This window comes from Gordonia sp. KTR9 (genome assembly GCF_000143885.2).
GTDB lineage: Bacteria > Actinomycetota > Actinomycetes > Mycobacteriales > Mycobacteriaceae > Gordonia.
This window is the reverse complement of the sequence record NC_018581.1, coordinates 2,390,960-2,415,060: the sequence shown is the minus strand read 5'-3', so window position 1 is coordinate 2,415,060 and position 24,101 is coordinate 2,390,960. Positions and strand designations below refer to the sequence as shown.

24 protein-coding genes are annotated in these 24,101 nt (G+C 68.5%); 9 read left to right on the top strand and 15 right to left on the bottom strand.

Translation table 11 applies throughout. The features are described from left to right. The first annotated feature begins 52 nt into the window (after positions 1-52). Entirely contained in the window at positions 53-1,468 is a 1,416-nt protein-coding gene (locus KTR9_RS11760; protein WP_193363243.1) for a DUF349 domain-containing protein, read from the top strand. Between the two features lie 21 nt (positions 1,469-1,489). Here KTR9_RS11760 and KTR9_RS11755 read toward each other — a convergent pair whose 3' ends face one another. Together KTR9_RS11755 and miaB are read right to left on the bottom strand one after the other, a co-directional pair. Further along, the gene (locus KTR9_RS11755; RefSeq protein WP_014926546.1) at positions 1,490-2,140 is read right to left on the bottom strand and encodes an Rv2732c family membrane protein; all 651 of its coding nucleotides are present in this window, start codon (positions 2,138-2,140) and stop codon (positions 1,490-1,492) included. A gap of 21 nt (positions 2,141-2,161) precedes the next feature. Beyond that, the gene (gene miaB, locus KTR9_RS11750; protein ID WP_044507875.1) at positions 2,162-3,694 is read right to left on the bottom strand and encodes a tRNA (N6-isopentenyl adenosine(37)-C2)-methylthiotransferase MiaB; all 1,533 of its coding nucleotides are present in this window, start codon (positions 3,692-3,694) and stop codon (positions 2,162-2,164) included. 134 nt (positions 3,695-3,828) lie between these two features. On the opposite strand from miaB, the gene KTR9_RS11745 reads away from it, so the two are divergent. Genes KTR9_RS11745 through KTR9_RS11730 form a run of 4 tightly spaced genes read left to right on the top strand, consistent with a single transcriptional unit; the run spans position 3,829 to position 7,131 of the window. Beyond that, positions 3,829-4,557 (top strand): amino acid ABC transporter ATP-binding protein, encoded by a 729-nt coding sequence (locus tag KTR9_RS11745; protein ID WP_010840846.1) that lies wholly within the window; start codon positions 3,829-3,831, stop codon positions 4,555-4,557. Position 4,558: 1 nt separating this feature from the next. After that, entirely contained in the window at positions 4,559-5,551 is a 993-nt protein-coding gene (locus tag KTR9_RS11740; RefSeq protein WP_014926544.1) for a glutamate ABC transporter substrate-binding protein, read from the top strand. A 15-nt stretch (positions 5,552-5,566) separates the two neighbouring features. Beyond that, positions 5,567-6,244, top strand: a complete 678-nt coding sequence (locus KTR9_RS11735; protein WP_010840844.1) for an amino acid ABC transporter permease — start codon at positions 5,567-5,569, stop codon at positions 6,242-6,244. Further along, on the top strand, positions 6,241-7,131 hold the full coding sequence (locus KTR9_RS11730; protein WP_014926543.1) for an amino acid ABC transporter permease: 891 nt from the start codon (positions 6,241-6,243) through the stop codon (positions 7,129-7,131). The genes KTR9_RS11735 and KTR9_RS11730 overlap by 4 nt, the downstream gene beginning before the upstream one ends. Positions 7,132-7,141: 10 nt before the next feature. Here the strand turns inward: KTR9_RS11730 and KTR9_RS11725 are convergent, their stop codons facing one another. From KTR9_RS11725 to pgsA, 7 genes are all read right to left on the bottom strand, one after another. Beyond that, entirely contained in the window at positions 7,142-7,690 is a 549-nt protein-coding gene (locus KTR9_RS11725; protein WP_014926542.1) for a regulatory protein RecX, read from the bottom strand. A gap of 26 nt (positions 7,691-7,716) precedes the next feature. Further along, positions 7,717-8,760, bottom strand: a complete 1,044-nt coding sequence (gene recA, locus KTR9_RS11720) for a recombinase RecA (protein ID WP_014926541.1) — start codon at positions 8,758-8,760, stop codon at positions 7,717-7,719. A gap of 197 nt (positions 8,761-8,957) precedes the next feature. Beyond that, complete coding sequence (locus tag KTR9_RS11715) at positions 8,958-9,152, bottom strand: DUF3046 domain-containing protein (protein ID WP_010840840.1); 195 nt, start codon at positions 9,150-9,152, stop codon at positions 8,958-8,960. After that, a complete protein-coding gene (locus KTR9_RS11710) occupies positions 9,143-10,351 on the bottom strand; it encodes a glycosyltransferase (protein ID WP_014926540.1) in 1,209 nt (402 codons plus the stop codon). Before KTR9_RS11710 ends, KTR9_RS11715 begins: the two co-directional genes overlap by 10 nt. A gap of 29 nt (positions 10,352-10,380) precedes the next feature. Continuing rightward, entirely contained in the window at positions 10,381-11,196 is an 816-nt protein-coding gene (pspA, locus tag KTR9_RS11705) for a phage shock protein PspA (RefSeq protein WP_014926539.1), read from the bottom strand. Between the two features lie 122 nt (positions 11,197-11,318). Beyond that, positions 11,319-11,696, bottom strand: coding sequence for a helix-turn-helix domain-containing protein (locus KTR9_RS11700; RefSeq protein WP_014926538.1), 378 nt, complete (start codon positions 11,694-11,696; stop codon positions 11,319-11,321). 142 nt (positions 11,697-11,838) lie between these two features. After that, positions 11,839-12,540, bottom strand: coding sequence for a CDP-diacylglycerol--glycerol-3-phosphate 3-phosphatidyltransferase (gene pgsA / locus KTR9_RS11695; protein WP_014926537.1), 702 nt, complete (start codon positions 12,538-12,540; stop codon positions 11,839-11,841). A 188-nt stretch (positions 12,541-12,728) separates the two neighbouring features. Here pgsA and KTR9_RS11690 point away from each other — a divergent pair, with 188 nt between their 5' ends. Further along, positions 12,729-13,244 (top strand): amino-acid N-acetyltransferase, encoded by a 516-nt coding sequence (locus tag KTR9_RS11690; protein WP_014926536.1) that lies wholly within the window; start codon positions 12,729-12,731, stop codon positions 13,242-13,244. A gap of 2 nt (positions 13,245-13,246) precedes the next feature. Further along, positions 13,247-13,531, top strand: a complete 285-nt coding sequence (locus KTR9_RS11685; RefSeq protein ID WP_014926535.1) for a YciI family protein — start codon at positions 13,247-13,249, stop codon at positions 13,529-13,531. Positions 13,532-13,561: 30 nt separating this feature from the next. Here the strand turns inward: KTR9_RS11685 and KTR9_RS11680 are convergent, their stop codons facing one another. Together KTR9_RS11680 and KTR9_RS11675 are read right to left on the bottom strand one after the other, a co-directional pair. Further along, positions 13,562-14,602, bottom strand: coding sequence for a TerC family protein (locus tag KTR9_RS11680; protein ID WP_014926534.1), 1,041 nt, complete (start codon positions 14,600-14,602; stop codon positions 13,562-13,564). A gap of 221 nt (positions 14,603-14,823) precedes the next feature. Beyond that, on the bottom strand, positions 14,824-17,535 hold the full coding sequence (locus KTR9_RS11675) for an FtsK/SpoIIIE family DNA translocase (RefSeq protein ID WP_044506523.1): 2,712 nt from the start codon (positions 17,533-17,535) through the stop codon (positions 14,824-14,826). A gap of 16 nt (positions 17,536-17,551) precedes the next feature. Between KTR9_RS11675 and KTR9_RS11670 the strand changes: the two genes are divergently transcribed. Continuing rightward, positions 17,552-17,833: a hypothetical protein gene (locus KTR9_RS11670; RefSeq protein WP_044506521.1), complete on the top strand. Its 282-nt coding sequence runs from the start codon at positions 17,552-17,554 to the stop codon at positions 17,831-17,833. A gap of 68 nt (positions 17,834-17,901) precedes the next feature. On the opposite strand, the gene KTR9_RS11665 is transcribed toward KTR9_RS11670, so the two are convergent. Genes KTR9_RS11665 through thyX form a run of 4 tightly spaced genes read right to left on the bottom strand, consistent with a single transcriptional unit; the run spans position 17,902 to position 22,266 of the window. After that, a complete protein-coding gene (locus tag KTR9_RS11665) occupies positions 17,902-18,534 on the bottom strand; it encodes a TIGR03085 family metal-binding protein (protein ID WP_014926532.1) in 633 nt (210 codons plus the stop codon). A gap of 47 nt (positions 18,535-18,581) precedes the next feature. After that, a complete protein-coding gene (locus KTR9_RS11660; protein ID WP_010840830.1) occupies positions 18,582-20,570 on the bottom strand; it encodes a ribonuclease J in 1,989 nt (662 codons plus the stop codon). Further along, a complete protein-coding gene (dapA, locus tag KTR9_RS11655) occupies positions 20,570-21,475 on the bottom strand; it encodes a 4-hydroxy-tetrahydrodipicolinate synthase (protein ID WP_010840829.1) in 906 nt (301 codons plus the stop codon). Before dapA ends, KTR9_RS11660 begins: the two co-directional genes overlap by 1 nt. A gap of 38 nt (positions 21,476-21,513) precedes the next feature. After that, positions 21,514-22,266: an FAD-dependent thymidylate synthase gene (thyX, locus tag KTR9_RS11650; protein WP_010840828.1), complete on the bottom strand. Its 753-nt coding sequence runs from the start codon at positions 22,264-22,266 to the stop codon at positions 21,514-21,516. 159 nt (positions 22,267-22,425) lie between these two features. Here thyX and KTR9_RS11645 point away from each other — a divergent pair, with 159 nt between their 5' ends. Then, on the top strand, positions 22,426-24,099 hold the full coding sequence (locus KTR9_RS11645) for an alkaline phosphatase D family protein (protein WP_014926530.1): 1,674 nt from the start codon (positions 22,426-22,428) through the stop codon (positions 24,097-24,099). The last annotated feature ends 2 nt before the right edge of the window (positions 24,100-24,101 follow it).

The following is a 24,101-nucleotide window of genomic DNA, read 5'->3' as shown; positions in this document are numbered from 1 at the left end:
AGCGACCGGCAGCCGTGACGCGCGGCACCACAGAGCGGCAGGACACGTGCAGATGACCAACCCGACCGAATCGGCACCCGCGACCGAATCGTCAGCCCCGACCGGAACGTCACCCGATGCGGAGGCAACGTCGGCAAGCCAGCCGACAAGCCAGAGCGCACCGCCGCCCTCACCGAAACCCGGTCCGCGCCCCAAACCCGGTCCGCGACCGGGCGTCGCGTCGGAGCCGGTCGTCACGCACCTCGTCACCGCCGATCCGCACCGCTTCGGCCGGATCGACGAATCGGGTGTCGTGTGGCTGAAGACCGACGACGGGGAACGTGAGATCGGTTCGTGGCAGGCCGGCACGGTCGAAGAGGGACTCGCGCACTTCGGACGCCGGTTCGACGATCTCGCCACCGAGGTCGAAATCCTCGAGGAACGGCTCACCGCACGGTCGGGCGACCCGCGCAAGGCGCAGGGCGCCGCCAAGCACCTGCTCGACGAGCTGCCCAATGCGCACGTCATCGGTGACGTCGCCGCGCTGCAGCGCCGGCTCGAGGCCATCGTCGGCAGCGCCGACGAGGTGGCCGAGACGATCCGCGCCGAACGCGAGAAGACCCGGGCCGATGCCGTCGCCCGCAAGGAAGTCCTCGCCACCGAGGCCGAACAGATCGGCGCCGACGCGACCAACTGGAAGAGTGCCGGCGACCGACTGCGCGAGATCCTCGACGAGTGGAAGTCGATCAAGGGCGTCGACCGCAAGACCGACGACGCGCTGTGGAAGCGCTATGCGAAGGCGCGCGACGCCTTCAACCGCCGGCGCGGTGCGCATTTCGCCGAACTCGATCGGGAGCGCGCCGGTGCGAAGGAACGCAAGGAGGCGCTGATCGCGCGAGCCGAGGAGCTGTCCGGCTCGACCGACTGGGGTCCGACCTCGGCGAAGTTCCGGGAACTGCTCGCCGAGTGGAAGGCCTCCGGCCGCGCACCGCGCGACACCGACGAGGCGCTGTGGCAGCGGTTCAAGGCCGCCCAGGACGTGTTCTTCGGAGCTCGCAACGCGGCGTCGTCGGAACGCGACGCGGAGTTCAGCGCGAATGCGACCGCCAAGATCGCGCTGCTCGACGCCGCCGAGAAGGCCATCGACCCGGCTGCCGACCTCGACGCCGCCCGGCGCGAGTTCCGGTCGTTCCGCGACCAGTGGGACGAACTCGGCAAGGTCCCGCGTGACCAGATGCACAGCCTCGAGGCCCGTGCGCGGGCGCTGGAGAAGCGCATCCGCGACGCCGAGGACGCGCAGTGGCAGCGCACCGATCCCGAGGCGCTGGCGCGTGCGGCGCAGTTCGCCGACCGCGCCGCTCAGCTCGAGGACCAGGCACGCAAGGCTGCCGAACGCGGCAAGGACCGAGACGCCGCGAAGCTACGCGACCAGGCGGCGCAGTGGCGCGAGTGGGCCGACGCCGCGGAGAACGCCGTCACCGACCGCTGAGGCGGACCGGCGTTCGCCGGGTCAGGGCTGGTGTGGCTTCTTGTGGTAGAGCGCGGCGGCGTAGGCCTCCTGCTCGGCGGCCTGGCGACGCCGTTCGTCCTCGAGCGCGAGCTGGTAGGAGCTCCGGGCCCACACCACGCGCGACCAGTGGAACGTGAGCACGAAGACCGCGATCCAGCCCAGCACGAGACCGATGCCGACGCCCGACGGCGGCTCGATGCCGCCGACGCCCGGGGTGTTGCGCGACCACCACGCCAGCATCCCGGCGACGCACGCGATGGCGCACCCGCACAGGGCGATCCAGGCCAGGAACCAGCGCCGGGTCAGCAGCGCGAGCATCGAGACGACGATTCCGAAGATCGTCACCAGGTAGACGAAGATCCTCGACACGATCGTGACGCGCTCGGCGGCCGCCTCGGGCGTGAAGGTGAGGACGTCGAGGCCGGTGACCGATCCGGTGTGCGGCAACACCATCGACACCATGGCGAGGACGACGGCCACGGCGACGACGACCGCCCGTGCTCCCGGATCGATCTCGCCGGCCACGCGGCGTTCGGCCTTGCGCAGGTCACTCTCGTACTCCGCGAACGTCGACTTCTCGGTGTCGGACTTCTTCTCGGTGTCGGACTTCTTATCGGGGCCGGGCTTCTTGTCGGGGTCGGACATGGTCATCGCCTCACTTCGAAATGATGGTCAGCTGCCACAGGCACTGCCGCAACCGGCGTCGGCCGGCACCGGAGCGGGGGCACCGACCCCCGGCAGTCCGAGCCCGACGCCGACGGGCGCGGTGGTGGGGGTGCGGCTCTGTTCGTGCGCGTCGCCGGCGCGGGTCCGGCGATGCGCGAGGACGCCTGAATCGGCGATCAGATGGTGCGGCGCGGCCGCGGTGAGTTGCGTGTGCACGATGTCGCCGGGGCGGATGCCCGACGCCGTGCCGGGTGCGAAGTGCACCAGCCGGCCGTCGCGCGCCCTACCGGTCATGCGCTGTGTCTTCGCCGACTTGCGCCCCTCGTCGGCGACGACGAGCAACTCAACCTCGGTCCCGACCAGTGCCTCGTTCTCCGCCAGGCAGATCCGCTCCTGCAACGCGATGAGTCTGCGGTAGCGGTCGGCGACCACGTCGGGCGGGACCTGGTCGGCCATCGTCGCGGCGGGGGTGCCGGGGCGGGGCGAGTACTGGAAGGTGAAAGCACTCGAGAAGCGGGCCCGCTCGACGACGTCGAGGGTGGCCTGGAAGTCCTCCTCGGTCTCGCCGGGGAATCCGACGATGATGTCGGTCGTGATCGCCGCATGCGGCATGGCCTCGCGGACCTTGTCGAGGATGCCCAGGAACTTCGTCTGCCGGTAGCTGCGGCGCATCGCGCGCAGGATCCGATCCGACCCGGACTGCAGCGGCATGTGCAGTTGCGGACACACGTTCGGCGTCTGCGCCATCGCCTCGATCACATCGTCGGTGAACTCGGCGGGATGTGGGGAGGTGAACCGGACGCGTTCGAGCCCCCCGATGTCACCGCACGCGCGCAGCAGCTCGGCGAAGGCACCGCGATTGCGGGGCTGGTCGGGGTCGGCGAAGGACATGCCGTAGGCATTCACATTCTGGCCGAGCAGGGTCACCTCGACGACGCCCTGGTCGACGAGGGCCTGCACCTCGGCGAGCACCTCACCCGGCCGGCGGTCGACCTCCTTGCCACGCAGCGACGGCACGATGCAGAACGTGCAGGTGTTGTTGCACCCGACCGACACCGACACCCAGCCCGAGTAGGCGGAGTCCCGCTTGGCCGGGAGGGTCGACGGGAACCGCTCGAGCGCATCGAGGATCTCGACCTGGGCGGCGTCGTTGTGGCGGGCACGATCGAGCAGCGCGGGCAGCGATCCGATGTTGTGCGTGCCGAACACGACGTCGACCCACGGCGCCCGCGACAGCACGGTGTCCTTGTCCTTCTGGGCGAGGCATCCACCGACGGCGATCTGCATGCCCGGCCGGTCCGACTTGACCGGCGCGAGATGAGACAGGTTGCCGTACAGCTTGTTGTCGGCGTTCTCGCGGATCGCGCAGGTGTTGAAGACGACGAGATCGGCGGCGTCGTCCTCGGCGGCGCGCACGTACCCCGCGTCCTCGAGGAGACCGGCGATCCGCTCGGAATCGTGGACGTTCATCTGGCAGCCGTAGGTGCGAACCTGATAGCTACGCGCGGCGGGTGCTGCCTGCTCAGGCCGATCCGACAACTCGATACTCACCCTTACGAGGGTACGGGGCGCAGGCAAATCGACTCCCACAGGACACCCGTACGCAGGTCGGCGGATAGGGTTCGGCAATGACCATTTCGCCGAGGAAGTCCGCGGACCCTGGGTCCGAGCCGATGATCGCGATGCGCGGGGTGCAGAAGCACTTCGGGTCGTTGCACGTCCTCAAGGACATCGATCTCGAGGTCCCCGCCGGTCAGGTCGTGGTGGTCCTCGGACCCTCCGGGTCGGGCAAGTCCACCCTCTGCCGCACGATCAACCGCCTCGAGCCGATCGACGGCGGTGAGATCCTCGTCGAGGGAGAGGTCCTGCCCGCCGAGGGCAAGGATCTCGCCCGGCTCCGTGCCGATGTCGGCATGGTCTTCCAGTCCTTCAATCTCTTCTCGCACAAGACGATTCTCGACAACGTCACCCTCGCACCGATCAAGGTGCGCAAGAAGAGCAAGGACGAGGCCGGCAAGCGCGCGCTCGAACTGCTCGAGCGGGTCGGCATCGCCAGTCAGAAGGACAAGTATCCCGCCCAGCTCTCCGGCGGCCAGCAGCAGCGGGTGGCGATCGCCCGCTCGCTGGCGATGGACCCCAAGATCATGCTGTTCGACGAGCCGACCTCCGCGCTCGACCCGGAGATGGTCAACGAGGTGCTCGACGTGATGGTGTCCCTCGCCAAAGAGGGCATGACGATGGTGGTGGTGACCCACGAGATGGGCTTCGCGCGCAAGGCCGCCGACCGCATCATCTTCATGGCCGACGGGGCGATCATCGAGGACTCCGACCCGGAGACCTTCTTCAGCAATCCCTCGACCGATCGCGCCCGGGACTTCCTCGGCAAGATCCTGGGGCACTGACATGAGACAGGTACGCACGGCCGGGTTGATCCTGGCAGTCGGCGCGCTGCTCGCCACCGTGCTGTCGGCGTGTGGCAGCACCGAACCCCGCAACCTGCTCGACTCCATCCGCGAGGGCTCGGTCGTGCTGGGCGTGAAGTTCGATCAGCCGGGTCTCGGTCTGTACGAACCGGACGGCAACGTCGAGGGATTCGACGCCTCGGTGTCGCGGTATGTCGTCAACCACATCGCCGACGACCTCGGTGTCCCCCATCCGGAGGTCACCTGGCGCGAGACGCCGTCGGCACGACGCGAGGCGATGATCGACAACGGCGAGGTCGACCTGATCGCGGCGACGTACTCGATCAACGCCGCCCGCTCGAAGAAGGTGACCTTCGGCGGCCCGTATCTCGTCACCTACCAGGGTCTGATGGTGCGCGCCGACGACACCTCGATCGACCAGCTCGCCGACCTCGACAAGGGCAAGAAGCTCTGTTCGGTGACCGGCTCGACGCCGGCGCAGAACGTGAAGGCACAGCTGCCCGCGGTCCAGTTGCAGGAATACGACTCCTATTCGGCGTGCGTCGAGGCGCTGCGACGCGACAAGGTCGACGCGGTGACCACCGATGAGGCGATCCTGGCCGGTTACTCCAACTTCTGGGAGGGCGAGTTCAAGCTCGTCGAGATGACCTACCTCAAGGACGCCTGCGTCAAGGATGCCCTGAAGACCGCGGGCAGCCCGTTCTCGACCGAGCGCTACGGCGTGGGGCTCGCCCTGGACGACACCGCGTCCCAGGAGGCCGTGAACAAGGCTCTCGACGCCATGCTCGCGCCTGCGGTCGACGGCGAGTCCGCGTGGAACGCCGCGCTGCGCAAGGCACTCGGCAACCCGTACGTGGACGAGATCATCGCCCGCGCGGACCGGCCGGACTCGAAGTTCCCGTACCTGCCCGACCCCGGCGACCTCGACTTCCTCGACTCGCCCTCCACACCGTGCCCGCCCGGGCTCCAGTGAACGACGGAGCAACCGATGAATGACGTCTCTCTGTGGGAGAGCATGGGTCCAGAGCTGTGGCCCGCCTTCTGGGTGACCATCCAGCTGACCTTCTACTCGGCGATCGGCTCGCTGGTCTGGGGCACGATCCTCGCGGCCATGCGGGTCTCCCCCGTGCCGGTGATGCGCGGGTTCGCCGAGGTCTATGTGAACATCGTCCGCAACACACCGCTGACACTGGTGGTGTTGTTCTGTGCGATCGGCCTGTACCAGAACCTGGGACTCACGTTCGCGCCGACGATCGAGTCGAACAACTTCTGGCTCGCCGTGTTGGCCTTCGTCCTGTACACGTCGACGTTCGTCTGTGAGACATTGCGGTCGGGCTTCAACACGGTCCCGCTCGGCCAGGCCGAAGCCGCTCGGTCCCTCGGTCTGTCGTTCACCCAGGTCTTCGGGATCATCGTGCTGCCGCAGGCGATCCGGTCGGTGATCGGCCCGCTGGGCAGTGTCCTGATCGCGCTCACCAAGAACACCACGGTCGCGTCGGTGATCGGCGTCGCCGAGGCGGCGGCGCTGATGAAGACCGAGATCGAGACCTACTCCGATCAGCTGTTCGTCATCTTCGGCGTCATCGCGGTCGGATTCATGATCATCACACTCAGCGAGGGTGCCGTCTTCGGCTACCTCGCCAAGCGACTGGCGGTGAAACGATGAGCGCCGACTCGAGCGTCCTCTACGACGTGCCGGGGCCACGCGCCCGGGCTCGAAATCGCCTGCTGGCCATCGGCTTTCTCGCGATCCTGGCCGCGATCGCGATCTATGTGATCGCCGTCCTCGCCGCCAACGAACAGTTCACCGCGGAGAAGTGGTCGCCGTTCGTCACCTGGAGCACCTGGACCGGCTACATCCTGCCCGGCCTGTGGCGAACCCTGGCGGCCGCTGCGGTGTCCATCGTGCTGTCGCTGCTGCTCGGTGCCGTCCTCGGCATCGGCCGGCTCTCCGACCATCTGTGGGTGCGGACCCTCGCGGGGTTGTTCGTGGAGGTCTTCCGCGCCATCCCGGTGCTGATCCTGATGGTGTTCACCTGGTTCCTGTTCGCCATCTACGGCATCTTCCCGTCGTCGGCACTGGCGTTCGCGGCCGTGGTCACCGGCCTCACCCTGTACAACGGGTCGGTCATGGCCGAGATCCTGCGGTCGGGTATCAACTCGCTGCCCAAGGGACAGACCGAGGCGTCGATGGCGCTGGGTCTGCGCAAGAGCCAGATGATGCGTATCGTGCTTCTGCCACAGGCGATCACCGCGATGATGCCTGCCCTGATCTCGCAGATGGTCGTGGCGTTGAAGGACAGCGCACTGGGCTACATCATCGGGTACTCCGAGGTGGTGCGCAGCGGCCTGCTCTCGGCATCGCGCTACGGCAACTACATCCCCGCGCTGATCGTCGTCGCCATCATCATGATCCTGATCAACTTCGGGCTCTCGACCTTCGCCACCGCTCTCGAACGGCGGCTTCGGCAGGGCCGCCGATCGTCCGGACCGACCGCGGACCCGGAGGCGACGGAACTCGCCGCGTCGGAGAACCTGCCGACCGGTAGGTGACCCGAGGCGCTCAGCCGCTGCGTAGCGCGCTGAGCGCCTCCCCGACGACCTCGAAGGCGAGGGACTGGGAGTAGCCGCGCCGCACCAGCATCCCGACGAGCCGGCGCATGGCCTTGTCGCGTTCGGCGCGATCATCACCGATGCGGTCGACGACCGAGGGCGTGAGTTTGCGGGCCACCAGCCCGGACGCGATGGTCCGTTCATCGTCGGGGTCGATGTCGGCGAGCGCCTCGGAGATGATCGATTCGTCGACGCCCTTGGTGCGCAGCTCGTGCCGTAACGCCAGACGTCCCTTGCCGGAGTTGAGGTGACGGGACCGCACCCACTCGGAGGCGAACTCCTCGTCGTCGAGCAGGTTGTGCCGCTCCAGGCGGGCCATCACCTCATCGACGACGTCGGCCTCGAAACCCTTGCGCATCAACCGTTCCCGCATCTCTGTCCGAGAACGCGCGCGGACCCCGAGCAACCGCAGTGCCGAGTCCCATGCGCTGGGTCCCTTGCGGTCGGGATCGCTGTCCCGACGCCTGCGCGTCTGCTCGGGGTCCGATGCTTCGTTCACTGTCTACCCGAACTCGCCTTCTTACCTCAGAATTCGACCGGCGCGGGTGCGATGTCGTCGGCGTCGACGGTGGCGCCGATGCCGAGCTTCTCCTTGATCTTCTTCTCGATCTCGTCGCGGATGTCGAGGTTCTCGAGCAGGAACTTTCGGGCGTTCTCCTTGCCCTGGCCGAGCTGATCGCCCTCGTAGGTGAACCACGAGCCGGACTTGCGGATGAAGCCCTCCGCGACGCCCATGTCGATCAGCGATCCTTCCTTGCTGATGCCGTGGCCGTAGAGAATGTCGAACTCGGCCTGCTTGAACGGCGGTGCGACCTTGTTCTTCACGACCTTGACGCGGGTGCGGTTACCGACGGCGTCGGTACCGTCCTTGAGGGTCTCGATGCGCCGGACGTCGAGACGCACCGACGAGTAGAACTTCAATGCCTTGCCACCCGTGGTCGTCTCGGGCGTACCGAACATGACGCCGATCTTCTCGCGCAGCTGGTTGATAAAGATCGCGGTGGTCTTGGACTGGCTGAGCGCACCGGTCATCTTGCGGAGCGCCTGGCTCATCAGGCGGGCCTGGAGGCCGACATGGCTGTCGCCCATCTCACCCTCGATCTCGGCCTTGGGCACCAGCGCGGCGACCGAGTCGATGACCAGGATGTCCAGCGCGCCGGAACGGATCAGCATGTCGGCGATCTCGAGCGCCTGCTCACCGGTGTCGGGCTGGGACACCAGCAGCGCGTCGGTGTCGACACCGAGCTTGGCGGCGTAGTCGGGGTCGAGAGCGTGCTCGGCGTCGATGAAGGCGGCGAGACCGCCGTTGGCCTGGGCATTGGCGACGGCGTGCAGTGCCACCGTGGTCTTACCCGACGACTCCGGACCGTAGATCTCCACGACGCGGCCGCGGGGCAGACCACCGATACCGAGAGCGACGTCCAGTGCGATCGAACCGGTCGGGATGACCTCGATCGGCTGGCGCGTCTCCTCGCCGAGCCGCATGACCGATCCCTTGCCGAAGTTCTTGTCGATCTGCGCGAGGGCGAGGTCGAGAGCCTTCTCGCGGTCTTGGGACGCAGGTGCCATGGGAGTTCTCCTCGGTTGTGAGCCGGATTTCCGGCGGGCGGTCTGTGCGGTCCGGGCGTTCATGGGATGAAGGTAGCCGGTGGGTCCGACAACTCTTCAGACGCAGACGCGGCCCGTGCGGTTCCGTCTGATGTTCGCCTCTGGCCACCAGAATGAACGAACACCTGTTCGATGGCAAGTGTGACACGCGGGGCGTGTCACCAGCGATGGCGCGGCACGTCGAAGTCGCGGCAGATCGCGATCCAGACGTCGCGCGGGTCGACCCCGTCGTCGATCGCCTGGGCGCCGGTGCGTCCGCCGACATCGATCAGGATGTGATCGGACAGTATCGAATCCGCTGAGGGCACACCGAATTCGGCGGTCATCAGCTCGGTGAACTCGGTCAGACGCACGGGTCCAGCCTAGGTGACGACCCCACGACGCGGCGCGCGACCGCCACCGGGTCGACGACGTCGGTCACCGAGTCCCCGATCACACCCGCCGCACGTGCATGCGCCGGATCGTCGAGCACCGCGCGCACGGCCTCGGCGACGGCGGCCGTGGTGACCGGGCGCACCACCCGGCCCGCGCCGGCACGTCGGATGCGGGTGGCGAGCTCCCACTGATCTCCCCCGCCGGGCACTGCCACGACCGGCACCGAGGCCAGCATCGCCTTGGCGAGGATCCCGTGCCCGGAGCCGCAGATCAGCAGATCCGCGTGCGTGAGCACCTCGTCCTGCCTGCCCGGCCCGGCGGTGATCAGCTCGCCGTCGAACCGCGCGAGATCGGCGTCGGCGGGGCTCCGCAGCCCGGAGACCACCACCCGAACCGTCCGGCCCAGCGACCCCGGCGACAGCGCGTCGAGCGCCACGCCGAGCATGTCGGCGGCACCGGTGTGCGCGGTCGACGGTGCGACGACGACGAGAGGACTGTCGCCGTCGCCGGGTGGTACGGAGAAGAGATCGTCGGTCGGCTCCCACACCAGCGGGCCGATGAGATGGGCGTCCGCCGGCCAGTCCGGACGCGACACCTCGAGCCCGGGCAGGGTGGCGATCAGACGCGCCGACGGTTCCGCGTCGAGGTCGCCCAGTCCGATGGAACGCCGGGCGATCCGGCGCTGCCGTTCGCCCTGCCGGATCGAGGATGCGGTGGCGGCCCGCATCAGCGTGTCCCGCAGCCGACCGCCGACGCCGCGGCCCGGTTCGAGTCCGGAACCGACCGGCGGGAGCCCCCGGGACGGCCGGTACAGCGGGTGCGGCGACAGCTCGATCCACGGCAGGCCACACAGCTGGGCCGCCCAGCCGCCGCCGACCGTGATGACGTCGGAGATGACGACCTCGGTTCCTGTCGCACGCAGTGGCTCGACCAGTTGCCGGGCCATGCGCGCGGCGCGGACGCTCAGCTTGGCGCCCGCGTCGGTGTCGTCGTCGGAGTCCTCCGCACGTAATCCGGGGAGATCGGCGATGTCGATGCCCCGGCGTCGCGCGGCATCCGACCATCCGAGGGAGGTGAACACGGTCGGCGCATCGCCGGCCGCGCGGAACCGTTCGGCCAGTGCGAAGGCCGGGAATGCGTGCCCGGCATCGGAACCGGCGACTATCGCGACGCGCACGGGTTCACCGTGCGCGCGTCCGGGATGCGTCAGTTCTGCTGGGGAGGTTCGGTGGTCGGCGGCGCGGCCTGGGTCGCGGGCTTCTGCAGGCCGGGTGCGGTGGCACTGGCGGAGGGCAGCGCGTCACCGCGCATGCTGGCGCGGATCTGTTCGAGGCGGGAGTGCCCGGCCATCTGGACCCCGGCCTGCTCGACCTCCTGCATGCGACCCTGGACGGAGTTCTTGGCGAGTTCGGCCGAGCCGAGCGCGTTCGCGTAGCGCCGCTCGATCTTGTCGCGAACCTGATCGAGGCTCGGCGTGTTGCCGGGCACCGACAGTTCGCTCATCTGGTTGAGCGAGGCCGAGACCTGCTCCTGCATCTTCGCCTGCTCGAGCTGGCTGAGTAGCTTCGAACGCTCGGACAGCTTCTGCTGCAGGATCATCGCGTTGCGTTCGACGGCCTTCTTGGCCTGATCGGCGGCCTGCAGCGACTGATCGTGCAGCGACTTGAGGTCTTCCACGCTCTGCTCGGCGGTCACCAGCTGGGCCGCGAACGCCTCGGCGGCGTTGGTGTACTCGGTCGCCTTCTGGGTGTCGCCCGCGGCGGCGGCCTGGTCGGCAAGGGTCAGTGCCTGGCGCGTGTTGGCCTGCAACCGTTCGATGTCCTCGAGCTGCCGGTTCAGCTTCATCTCGAGCTGGCGCTGGTTGCCGATCACCGATGCCGCCTGCTGCGACAACGCCTGATGCTGACGCTGGGCGTCCTCGATCGCCTGCTGGATCTGCACCTTCGGGTCAGCGTGCTCGTCGATCTTCGCGTTGCCGAGTGCTGAGAGGTAGCGCCACAACTTCACGAACGGGTTCGCCATGCTCGTCGTACTCCATTCCGGGGTCTGAGAACTCTGGTGACCAATCTAGCGTCTGTGAGTCCCCGTTGAATCGGTGTCGTCGTTCGGATGGTGCAACCGGCGTCCTTCGGACGGGTCGGGGGTCAGGCAGCAGCGAGAGCCGTGGCGTCGCGCCGGCCGGCCGGAGCGGGGATGACGACCTTCGTGGCGGTGAGTCCGGCCTCGACCCCGTCCACCCCGGTGGCCTCGCCCATCGGCTCGGCACCGACCACGACCGGTTCGGCACCCGCCGGACGCATCGCACTGCCGACGTCGAGGAGCAGGTCGGCGATCTCCACGTCGAGAGCGTCGCAGATCGCGGCGAGCAGTTCGCTCGACGCCTCCTTCTGGCCGCGCTCGACTTCCGAGAGGTACCCCAGGCTCACTCGCGCTCCGGTGGACACCTCGCGCAAGGTTCGGCCCTGCTGCGTGCGGACCCGACGCAGGCTGTCGCCGAGCGCCTCGCGTAAGAGCTTCGCCATCGAGTCTCCTCCCTACTGAACATCTCGCCGCGCCCACCTCACGGCGGCGCGTCTGCTTCCCTACCCAACGCTCCGCGGCGTCGACGAGTTCCCGCGACACCGCTGGGCCTTCGCAGTACCGTCTGGTCGACGATAGTCGAACTCAGCGACCGCCGCCGGTTCCTCCCACAGGACGTCGAGGCGGCTCAGACGGTCGGCGTTGCCGATCAGCGCTGTCGGACCGGACCTTGATCGCCTGCCAGGTGTAGTCGAGCCCGGTGTAGATGGTCACCACGACCGCGAGTCCCATGAGGATGTCGGCGGCGAGTTGCCACGGGCCGCCCAGCGGGAGCAGATAGAGGCCGATGGCCAGCGCCTGCAGCAGGGTCTTGAGTTTGCCCCCCCGGCTGGCCGGGATCACCTTGTGCCGCAACACCCAGAAGCGCAGCGCGGTCACCCACAACTCGCGCGCCACGATCACCACGGTCACCCACCACGGCAGGATGCCGAGCGTCGAGAGTCCGACGAGCGCGCCGCCGATGAGTGCCTTGTCCGCGATCGGGTCGGCCAGCTTCCCGAAGTCGGTGATCAGGCCACGCTGTCGGGCGATCATCCCGTCGTAGCGGTCGGTCAGCGCGGCGACGCCGAAGACGATGGTCGCGATCGCGCGCCACAGCGTCGACTCGCCGGACTCCATGAACAGCGCCACGAGGAACACCGGGACCAGGATAATCCGGAACACCGTGAGCGCGTTGGCGATGTTGACCACCGGAACCGGGTCGACCGGGTCGGTGATGTGATCGGGCCCGCGGCCGACATTGGCGATGCCCTTCTCGTCGACGGCCCGCCTGATCCGGTCGGTCATGAACCCGCCCCCGATCGCGGCGTCGTGCCGCAGTTCAGGGCGGTTCTCATGTACACGCCCATCAGGGTATCGGCAGGCCCCGGGGACGCGGTGCACAGGTCGGCCCAGCGCGGACGCGTCGGTGCCGACGGCGCGGTCCGCGTCGCGCCGACGAGCGCCCGCGGCGGACAGGACTAAGGTGATTTCCCATGTCCCCCGCCGAACACGTCGTCATCCGTCGTGCGCGCACCTCCGACGTCCCGCGGATCAAGGAACTGATCGATCAGTACGCCGGCAAGATCCTCCTGGAGAAGAATCTCGTCACGCTCTACGAGTCCGTCCAGGAGTTCTGGGTCGCCGACGTCGACGGGGTGGTCGTCGGTTGCGGTGCGCTGCACGTGCTCTGGGCCGATCTCGGCGAGGTCCGCACCGTCGCCGTCGACAGCGCGCACGCCGGGCGGGGCATCGGCCACCTCCTCGTCGACCGCCTCATGGCGGTCGCGCGCGAGCTCCAGCTCTCCCGTGTCTTCGTGCTGACCTTCGAGACGGCCTTCTTCGGGCGGCACGGCTTCGTCGAGATCCAGGGCACTCCCGTCACGCGGGAGGTCTTCGAGGAGATGTGCCGGTCCTACGACACCGGCGTCGCGGAGTTCCTCGACCTCAGCTATGTCAAACCCAACACCCTGGGCAACACCAGGATGCTGGCAACCATCGAGCAGGAGTGACAATGCCGTTCTTCGCCGTGCAGTACACCTACCGCCCCGCCAAGGCCGCGCTGCGCGATCAGCACCGGCCGCTGCACCGCGAGTGGCTCGCCGAGGAGCACTCGGCCGGCAACGTGCTGATCGCCGGCCCCTACCCCGACGGCTCGGGCGCACTCATCGTCATCCGGGCAGCCGACCTCGAGGCGGCCGAGGCGTTCCTGGCGAACGACCCGTTCCAGGCACATCAGGCCGTCGATGCCGTCCGCATCGACGAGTGGACGCAGGTGTTCGGGCCGTTCCCGGCCTGATCCCACGTCCACCCGCCGGGGTCAGAGCGGTCAGACGTCCTTCGACTTCGGCGCCGGGGCATCGGTCGAGTCATCCGCGGAGTCGACCTGAGGTGCCTCGGCCGCCCCGCGGCTCTTGATGAGGCTCGCCACGGTCGTGATCACCAGGACGCCGAGGATCACCGACAACGACAACCCGGTCGAGATCTCGGGGACGGCCACATGCTCGCCGCCGTTGATGAACGACAGGGTGTTCTCGTGCAGGGCGTGCAGCACCAGCTTGACGCCGATGAACGCGAGGATGATCGACAGGCCGATCGACAGGTACACCAGACGATCGAGCAGCCCACCGATGAGGAAGAACAGCTGACGCAGACCCATCAGGGCAAAGGCGTTGGCGGTGAAGACCAGGTAGGGCTCGGAGGTGAGGCCGTAGATGGCCGGGATCGAGTCGAGCGCGAACAGGATGTCCGTGAAGCCGATGACGATCAAGACCATGAGCATCGGGGTGGCGAGGCGCTTGCCGTTCACGCGGGTGAACAGCTTGTCGCCGTCGTAGCTGTCGTGCGTACGCAGGTAGCGCTTGACGAAGCGCTCCAGGCGGGTTTCGCGGTCTTCCTCGTGCTCGACCGGGTCGTCGCTCTCGCGGAGCAGCTTGACGGCGGTGAAGATCAGGAACGCGCCGAACAGGTAGAACACCCAGCTGTAGGCGTTGATCGCGGCCGCGCCGACGGCGATGAAGATGCCGCGCATGACCAGGGCCATCAGGATGCCGAGCAGCAAGACCTTCTGCTGGTACTCCTTGGGCACCGCGAACTTCGCCATGATGATGACGAAGACGAACAGGTTGTCCACCGAGAGCGCCTTCTCGGTGACGTAGCCGGCGAAGTACTCACCGCCGTACGTGGATCCCCACTGCCACCAGACGAACAGACCGAACAGGATGGCGATGGAGATGTACACCGCCGACCAGATGCCCGACTCTTTGAGCGAGGGGGCGTGCGGCACACGCACGTGGGTGAAGAAGTCGAACACGAACAGTCCGACGATCACCGCACAGGTGATCAGCCAGACGGACAGCGACACATCCATTACAAGAACCTCCAGCAGGCAGCATGAGCTGACGAGCCAGAGGTCTCTCCCACCGAACGGGGGCCGACGCTCCGGGCCACGGCCGCGACGATGATCGGCATCGTCGCGGTTCGTGACCGTATTGACGGAAACGCCGCTTTGGGGATACTCCCCTCATGGATCTCTGGTCACCTTATACAAACTCCCGGTGACGTGCAGAAACCCCTGGTCAGACGCCCGCCTCAGGTGTCGGAAGTGTCCGTTTCGTCGCCTCCGCCGGTGATCGAGGCGATCACACCCGCGAGATCGTCGGGCTTGACGAGCACCTCCCGCGCCTTCGACCCCTCGCTCGGACCGACCACTCCCCGGGTCTCCATCAGGTCCATCAACCGGCCTGCTTTGGCGAAGCCGACACGCAGCTTGCGCTGCAGCATCGACGTCGACCCGAACTGGCTCGACACGACCAGTTCGATCGCCTGCAGGAGATCGTCGAGGTCGTTGCCGATGTCGCTGTCGATGTCCTTCTTGTCGCCCGCCTTCGCCGCGGTGACACCCTCGGTGTACTCCGGCTCGGCCTGCTCCTTGGAGAAGTCGACGACCGCCGCGATCTCCTCGTCGGTGATGTAGGCACCCTGCATGCGAATCGGCTTGTTGGCACCCATCGGCAGGAAGAGGCCGTCGCCCATGCCGATCAGCTTCTCGGCGCCCGGCTGGTCCAGGATGACGCGTGAGTCGGTCAACGACGACGTCGCGAACGCCAGCCGCGACGGCACATTGGTCTTGATCAGACCGGTGACGACGTCGACCGACGGTCGCTGCGTCGCGAGCACCAGATGGATGCCGGCGGCGCGGGCCTTCTGCGTGATGCGCACGATCGCGTCCTCGACGTCCCGGGGTGCGGTCATCATCAGGTCGGCGAGCTCGTCGACGATCGCGAGGATGTACGGATACGGCTTGTAGACGCGTTCGCTGCCCAGCGGTGTGGTGATGTCACCGGATCGGACCTTCGAGTTGAAGTCGTCGATGTGTCGCACCCGCGACGCCTTCATGTCCTGGTACCGCTGCTCCATTTCCTCGACGAGCCATGCGAGGGCCGCGGCCGCCTTCTTGGGTTGCGTGATGATCGGTGTGATGAGGTGCGGGATGCCCTCGTACGGGGTGAGTTCGACCATCTTCGGGTCGATGAGGATCATCCGCACCTGCTCGGGGGTCGCGCGGCTGAGGAGCGACACGAGCATCGAGTTGACGAAGCTCGACTTGCCCGAGCCGGTCGAACCGGCGACGAGCAGATGCGGCATCTTCGCCAGGTTCGCGCTGACGAAATCGCCCTCGATGTCCTTGCCGAGCCCGATCACCAACGGGTGCTTGTCTTTCCGCGTCGACGGCGAGTTCAGGACGTCGGCCAGCCGGACCATCTCCCGGTCGGAGTTGGGGACCTCGATACCGACCGCGGACTTGCCGGGGATCGGTGCGAGCAGGCGGACGTTGTCGGTCGCGGCGGCATAGGCGATGTTGCGCTGCAGGGCGGTGATCTTCTCGACCTTGACGCCCGGACCGAGCTCGATCTCGTACCGCGTGACGGTCGGTCCGCGGGTGTATCCGGTGACCGCGGCGTCGATCTTGAACTGCTCGAGCACGCCGGTCATCCGGTCGATCATGTCGTCGTTGGCGCTGCTGCCCATCTTGGGCGGATCGCCCTCGAGGAGCAGATCAGGCGGCGGCAGCCGGTAGTCCCCATCCGCCGTCGGGTCCGACGGGACGAAGGCCTCGTCGTCGGCGATCTCGTCGTCGGGCTCGGATTCGCGCTGGGGCTCCGGTTCGGGCGCGGGACGCGGCGCGGGCCGCGCGGCCGCCCGTCGGGCGGGCGTGGCACGCGAGCGGGGACTCGGCGCGATCACCTCGGTGACCTGCTCGGTGACACCCTCGTGGGCGTCCGCGAGATTCTCGGTCACGGCCTCCTCGAGCGGGGTGACGTCGGCGACCTCGGCGGGCTTGCGCCGGGAGGTCCGTCCCGCGGTCCGCGCGGGTGCCGAATCCGGCGGGTAGTTGTCGTACGGGTTCGACGAATACGGGCGGCGCCGGGACCGCGAATCGAGCGCTCCGGAATCCCACGGGTCGGCGTCGACGTCGGCGTCGGTGTCGGCCGGATCGCCGAAGTCGGGATTGTCGTAGTTCTCCGCGTCGGCATCCCATTCGTCGTCGTCCCAGGGCGCGTCGTCGTGCCCCATACCGAGGCCGAGGTAGCCGGCGGCCGCGTCGACGACCTCGCGGACGGTCCGCCCGCTGAGGATGAGGACACCGAAAGCCATGCACAGCAACAAAATCGGTACGGAGACCCAGGCGGTGACACCCGCCGTCAACGGCGTGCCGACCGCGAAGCCGACGAACCCGGCCGCCTCGGAACGGCCCGGGAGATCCACCGGTGCCCCGGCGATGAGGTGCATCAGACCGAGCAGCGGCAGAGCGACCAGGAACCCGCCGGCCAGGTAGCGTCCACGACGCTCCGGGGCGGCCGGGCGGCGCATCAAGATGATCGCGAGCGCGAGGAGACCGATCGGGACCAGCACGGCCGCGGCGCCGATGACCGCGCGGATGAGGGCCTCGATGAATGCGCCCACCGGACCGGCCGCGCCGAACCAGACGCTGGCGCCGACGAGCAGACCGAAGGCGAGCAGACCGAGCGCGATGCCGTCCCGTCGATGGCTGTGACCGCCGGCCCCGGGCCGGCCACGCCCGTCCGGCCCGGAGTCGTCGTCGAACAGGTCCTGATCCAGGTCGGCATCGTCCATGTCGTCGAACTCCCCGACGACTTCGGTGCGCGGTCCGCGTCCGACGCCCGACCCCGCCCGGGCGGCACTGCCGACTCCACGCGCGAACAGCGACCATCCGGCGCCGATGCCCTTGCCGACCGCGGACGCCCCGGCCGCGGCGACGGATCGACGATGCAGATCCACCGACTCCGAACGTGGGTTGGACCGCGCGCTGCCCCGCGACGCACCGGCCTTCGACCTCGTCGAGGCCCCGCTCTTCGATCGGCCCGTCGAACCGCTGCTCTTCGAACCGTTGCTCTTCGAACCCCCGCCCTTCGCCCCACCGCTCGTCGAGCGCCGACTCGCTGTCGAACTCCCGCGCGTCGAACCACCACGCGCCGATCCGGCACGCGTCGAACTCCCGCGTGGAGAACCGGCGGCGCCGCGCGAAGAGGACGCGCGCGTACCCGTGCTTGCCTTCGAAGCCATACCGACAGACTAGTGGGCAGCGATCACATCAGTCACACGGGCAACACGGACAACGGGGTACGTGTCGAAGTTGTGACCGCCCTACAGGCCCCGCGAGCTCTCCCGGACGCCCTTGATCGCCGACTCGGCGCCGTCGAACGTGACGTCGACGGGTGAGCGACCGAACGCGAACAGGACCAGCTCACCGACGCGACCGGTGACGACGACCTCGTCGCCCGATCCCGCGGTGACCAGATCCTCGCCGTCGGGGGTACGCAGCGTCACACGTCCCGGGACCTTCTTCAGCGTCATCCTGCCCATGGTCTTCGCCGGGGTCCGGAGCTCCGCCTCGAGTTCGGGAGCGAGGACTCGCGGGGTCCAGGGTCCGTCGGGATCGGCGCCGCCGCGCAGCACGTCTTCGTGGTGGACGAACATCTCGGCCAGGTTGGCGAATCGATCGACCAGCTTGAGCGGTGAGAAGATCGGCGGACCCGACGCCAGCAGGGCGAGTTGGGCATCCCAGTCCTTCGACGCCGCCTGTGCCCGAACCCTCTCGGTGTGGCCGGCGAAGGCGGGGATGAGAATGCCCGGGCCGGTGTCCGGCCGCCGCTCGCGGACGACGAGGTGGGCCAGGAGATCGCGGGTTGTCCAGCCCTCACACAGGGTGGGCGCGTCGGGGCCCACCTTCGTCAAGGTCTCGACGAGGGCTGCTCTTTCGTTCTGCGCACCGGTCACACGACCACGGTAGCGACATCGCCGGCAATCCGTTCCTTGACGCCGGTTCAGTCCCCCACGGCCATCACGGTGGGCACGATCATCGGACGACGGCGGTAGGCGGTCGACACCCAGCGTCCGACAGCCCGGCGGATCCCCTGAGCGATCCGGTGCGTGTCGGTGACGCCCTCGGCCGCCAGCGAATCGAGCGTCTGGTTGACGATGTTCGCCGCCTCCTTGAGCGCGTCGGGATCGTCGGAGAACCCGCGACCGGAGACCTCGGGGGTGCTCACCGCACGGCCGGTCGCCACGTCCACGGCAACCGTGATGGCGATGAAACCGCCCTCCCCCAGCACGAGACGTTCGGAGAGCGTCGACTCCCCCACGTCACCGACCGAGAGGCCGTCGACGTAGACGTGGCCGACCGGAACCCGCCCGACGATGTCGGCGCGGCCGTCGACCAGGTCGACGACGACGCCGTCCTCGGCGAGGACCACCCGGTCCTCGGGTACCCCGGTCGCGACGGCCAGTGCGGCGTTGGCGCGCAGGTGCCGCCACTCGCCGTGCACCGGCATCGCATTCGAGGGTCGCACCGCGTTGTAGAGGTAGAGCAGCTCGCCTGCCGAGGCGTGGCCCGAGACGTGGACCTTCGCGCTCTGCTGGGTGATGACGGTCGCGCCGCGTTTGGCCAGGCCGTTCACGACGGCGAAGACCGAGTTCTCGTTGCCGGGGATGAGCGAGGACGCCAGCACGACGAGATCATCGGCCCGGATGTTGATCTGCCGGTGCTCTCCGCGGGCCATCCGCGACAGCGCCGACAGCGGCTCGCCCTGTGAGCCGGTCGAGATCAGCACGACGCGATGGTCCGGCAGGCTCGCCGCGGTGTCGAGATCGACGACGACGCCGTCGGGCACCGACAGGTAGCCGAGATCCTGCGCGATCTGCATGTTGCGCACCATCGAACGGCCGACGAAGGTGACCCGGCGGTTGTGGGTGTGCGCCACGTCGATGATCTGCTGGATGCGATGGACATGGCTGGCGAACGAGGCCACGATGACACGCTGCTTGGCCTTGCCGATGACCTGGTCCAGGACCCCGCCGATCTGGCGTTCGGGGGTCACGAAGCCGGGCACCTCGGCGTTGGTCGAGTCGACGAGGAACAGGTCGACACCCTCGTCACCGAGGCGGCTGAATCCGGCGAGGTCGGTGAGTCGGCCGTCGAGCGGGAGCTGATCGAGCTTGATGTCGCCGGTGTGCAGCACGACCCCGGCGGGAGTGCGGATCGCGACCGCGAGTGCGTCCGGGATCGAGTGGTTGACCGCGAAGTACTCGCATTCGAACGGGCCGTGGGAGGTCGTCTGCCCCTCGATCACCTCGACGAGCTTCGGCCGCAGCCGGTGCTCACGGCATTTCGCGTCGACGAGCGCGAGCGTGAACTTCGCCCCGATCACCGGGATGTCGCTGCGCAGCCGTAGGAGGAACGGGATGGCGCCGATGTGATCCTCGTGACCGTGCGTCAGGATCACCGCGTCGACGTCGTCCATGCGGTCTTCGATGTACCTGAAGTCCGGCAGGATCAGGTCGACGCCGGGCTGCTGGTCCTCTGGGAACAGCACGCCGCAGTCGACGATCAGCAGCCGGCCGTTGTACTCGAAGACGGTCATGTTGCGGCCGATCTCGCCGATGCCGCCGAGCGCCACCACACGCAGACCGCCCTTGGGCAGTCGCCGCGGCGTGCCCAGCCGGTCCACGGGCGCGGGGGTCGCCGGTTCGGGTCGGCGGCCGCCACGCGCGTCGCCACGTTCGTGGCGGGGGCGGCGCGCATTCGACCCGGGGTTCGCCGGACGCTTGGCCGCGTGCTTCGGCGCGTTGGCGTCGGACTTCTGCTGCGAGGCACCGGCGGGCGGGGTGGTCACAGCCGGCGGGGTGGTCACAGCCGGCGGGGTGGTCACGGCCGGCGGCGGACTGGGCGGGCCGGCCTTGCGGGCGGCCGCCCGGCGTCGGGTCCGGGGGCGGTCGGTACCGGCGTCGGGGCCGGTGTTGTCGTTGTCCGTCATCAGACCAGCACACCTGCCGCTCGGAGATCGACGATCAGTTCCTCGATCTGCGCCGCGTTCGCGGGTACCTGCGGCAGGCGCGGGTCGCCGACCTCCAGCCCGAGGATGCGCAGTGCCGCCTTCACCATCGTGACCCCGCCGAGCCGGCCCATGGCGTTGACAAGCGGGAGCATGGAGGTGTTGATCGCGCGGGCCGCGTGCAGATCACCCTTCTCGACGGCGATCTGCATGTCCCGCAACCGATCCGGGACAAGGTGCCCGATGACGCTGACGTATCCGGTTGCACCGATCGACAGCCACGGCAGGTTGAGCGCGTCCTCGCCCGAGAGGTACTCGAGACCGGTGCTCGCGATGAGGCCCGCGGCCGAATGCAGATCGCCCTTGGCGTCTTTGACACCCCGGATGTTCGGGTGCTCGGCGAGGGCGAGCATCGTCTCGTTCATGATGGGGACGACCGAGCGCGGCGGGATGTCGTAGAGCAGGACCGGCAGCGCGGTGGCGTCGGCGACCGTGCGGAAGTGCGCGAGGATGCCCGCCTGCGGCGGCTTGGAGTAGTACGGGGTCACGACGAGGAGCGCGTGCGCGCCGATCTTCTCGGACTCGATCGCGAACCGGACACTCTCGGCGGTGTCGTAACTGCCTGCGCCCTGGGTGATTCGAGCCCGGTCGCCCACCGCGTCGAGGACGACGCGCAGCAGCTCGAGCTTCTCCGGCACGGTGGTGGTCGGCGACTCACCGGTCGTGCCGGACACCACCAGACCGTCGCAGCCCTTCGAGACCAGGTGGTCGGCGAGGACCGCGGCCTTGTCCAGATCGAGGCTTCCATCGGTGTGGAAGGGGGTGACCATCGCAACCACGTTCGTCCCGAAGGGATGCTCGTGAAGCGGTTCCTGGACTGCGTTCATGGTGTTCAAGGCTACCGCCTCCCTGTCCGTGACGATCCTCACCCTTCCAGCACGAATGGTGAGGTCGCGACCTCGGTCCCGTCGGCCAGCGTGCCGATCTCGAAATCGCCGAACACGGTGGGCGCCACGCGCATCAGTTGGCGTAGACATTCCACCGCCAGCTGGCGGATCTCGACGTCGGCGTGCTCGGTGGCCCGCATGCCGACGAAGTGCCGCCAGGCCCGGTGGTTGCCGGTGACGACGATCTTGGTCTCGGTGGCGTTCGGCAGTACGGAACGAGCGGCCTGACGTGCCTGTTTCCGCCGCAGGATGGCGTTGGGGACGTCGGCGAACTTCGCCTCGAGGGCCGCGAGCAGCTCGGTGTAGGCCGCCCGGCTCGCGTCGGTCGCCGCGGTGAACAACTCCTCGAGCTCGGGGTCACCCACGATCGCCGGCGGGGCCACGACGTTGGAGTCGTGCTCGGGCACGAACCGCTGGGACAGTTGCGAGTACGAGAAGTGCCGGTGGCGGATCAGCTCGTGGGTGCACGAACGCGAGATGCCACTGATGTAGAAGGTCACCGACGCGTGCTCCAGCAGCGACAGGTGACCGACCTCGAGGATGTGCCGCAGATACCCGGCATTGGTCGCGGTACGGGGGTTGGGCTTGTCCCAGCTCTGATAGCACGCCCGGCCGGCGAACTCGACCAGTGCCTCACCGCCCTCGGCGTCGGTGCTCCACGGCACGTCCTCCGGAGGGGTGAACTGGGTCATCGCCACCATCTGCACCTTCAGCGGCACCAATTCGGACACGCATGTCTCCTGTCGTCCCTCACGTCCGGCCACACCTGCGCGTGCCCTGCGGTACCCGATTCTCCCCCACCGCCTCCGTACCGCACTTTCGGGCTCCGTCCGGCTCAGTCCGCGGGTAGAGTCCCTGCAGGCGTGCGTGATGACCGGGGGTGGGATGCGATGACGACACGACGCGGTTTTCTGCGCACCGGTGCGGTGGTGACCGGCACCGCGTTCGCCTCACCCGCAGTGGCCGCACAGGCCGCGCCGGGGACGCCGCGGAACGGGTCTCCGCAACCCGGGTCCGCGGAGGTCTTCCGCCACGGCATCGCGTCGGGCGACCCGCTTCCGAACGGCGTCATCCTCTGGACACGGCTCACGCCGACCCCGGCGTCGGCGCCCGGTTCCGGGATCGGGCCGGAGAGTCTGGTCCGCTGGGAGGTCGCCCGTGATCCCGGCTTCGGCGCCGTCGTGGCGTCGGGCGAGACCCGCACCTCGGCGGACGCCGACCACACGGTGAAGGTCGATGTCGCCGGTCTGAGCCCGCGGACCCGGTACCACTACCGCTTCACCGTGGTGTCCGGTCCGGCCGCCGGTGCGGTGTCGCCGGTCGGACGCACATCCACCGCGCCCGCGACCGGCGCCGACGTCGCGAAGATCCGGTTCGGCGTCGTCTCGTGCGCGAACTGGGAGGCCGGGTACTTCGCCGCCTATCGTCATCTGGCCGCGCAGCCCGGGCTCGACGCGGTGGTCCATCTCGGCGACTACTTCTACGAATACGAGACCGGCCGCTACACCGGCAAGACCGGAACGGTCCGGCCGCACGACCCCCGGCACGAGATCACCACGCTGCGCGACTACCGAACGCGTCACGCGCAGTACAAGACCGACCCCGATCTGGCCGGGTTGCACCGGGAGGTGCCGTTCATCTGCATCTGGGACGACCACGAGTCGTCGAACGACACGTGGCAGGGCGGTGCGGAGAACCATCAGCCGGGCGAGGGCTCCTGGACCGCGCGCCGCGCCGCGGCGCTGCGCGCGTACGCCGAGTGGATGCCGATCCGCCCCGCCGTCGACGCCGCCGGCCGGCACCTGTTCCGCAGGCTCCGCTTCGGCCGTCTCCTCGAGTTGTCCATGCTCGATCTGCGTTCCTACCGCGACCTCCAGGTCAGCTCCCGATCGGCGGCGATCGACGATCCCGCCCGGTCGATCCTCGGCCGCGCCCAGATGTCCTGGCTGACCAACGGACTCACGTCGTCGGAGACCCGCTGGAAGATCGTCGGCAACCCGGTGATGATCGCCCCGGTGCTGATCCCGCCGCTGGACCCGCAGACGACCGGCGCGGTCACCGCGCTGCTGGGCGTCCCGCGCGAGGGAATCCCCTACAACGCCGATCAGTGGGACGGTTACGCGGCCGATCGCCGACGGCTGCTGGAATCGCTCCGGCGCGACCGTGTCGACAACGTCGTGTTCATCACCGGTGACATCCACTCGTCGTGGGCCTGCGACATCCCGGCCGACCCGGCGAACTATCCCGGCGGCGGGAGCGTCGCGACGGAACTGGTCGGCACGTCGATCACGTCGACCAACATCGACGACATGCTGAACGTGCCCGCCAACACCGCGGGGGTCGCGGTGTCCTCGGCCTTCGGCGCCACCAACCACCACGTGCGTTGGAGCGAGTTCGACGCGCACGGCTACTCGGTCCTGACCGTGACCCCGGCGGCCACGCAGATGGACTGGTATTTCGTGCACGACAAGACGAACCCACGGTCCGGCCAGTACTACGCGAAGTCCTACCGGGTCGCCAACGGCACCCAGCGGGTCGTTCCGGCGGGCGGGCCGGTCGCCTAGCC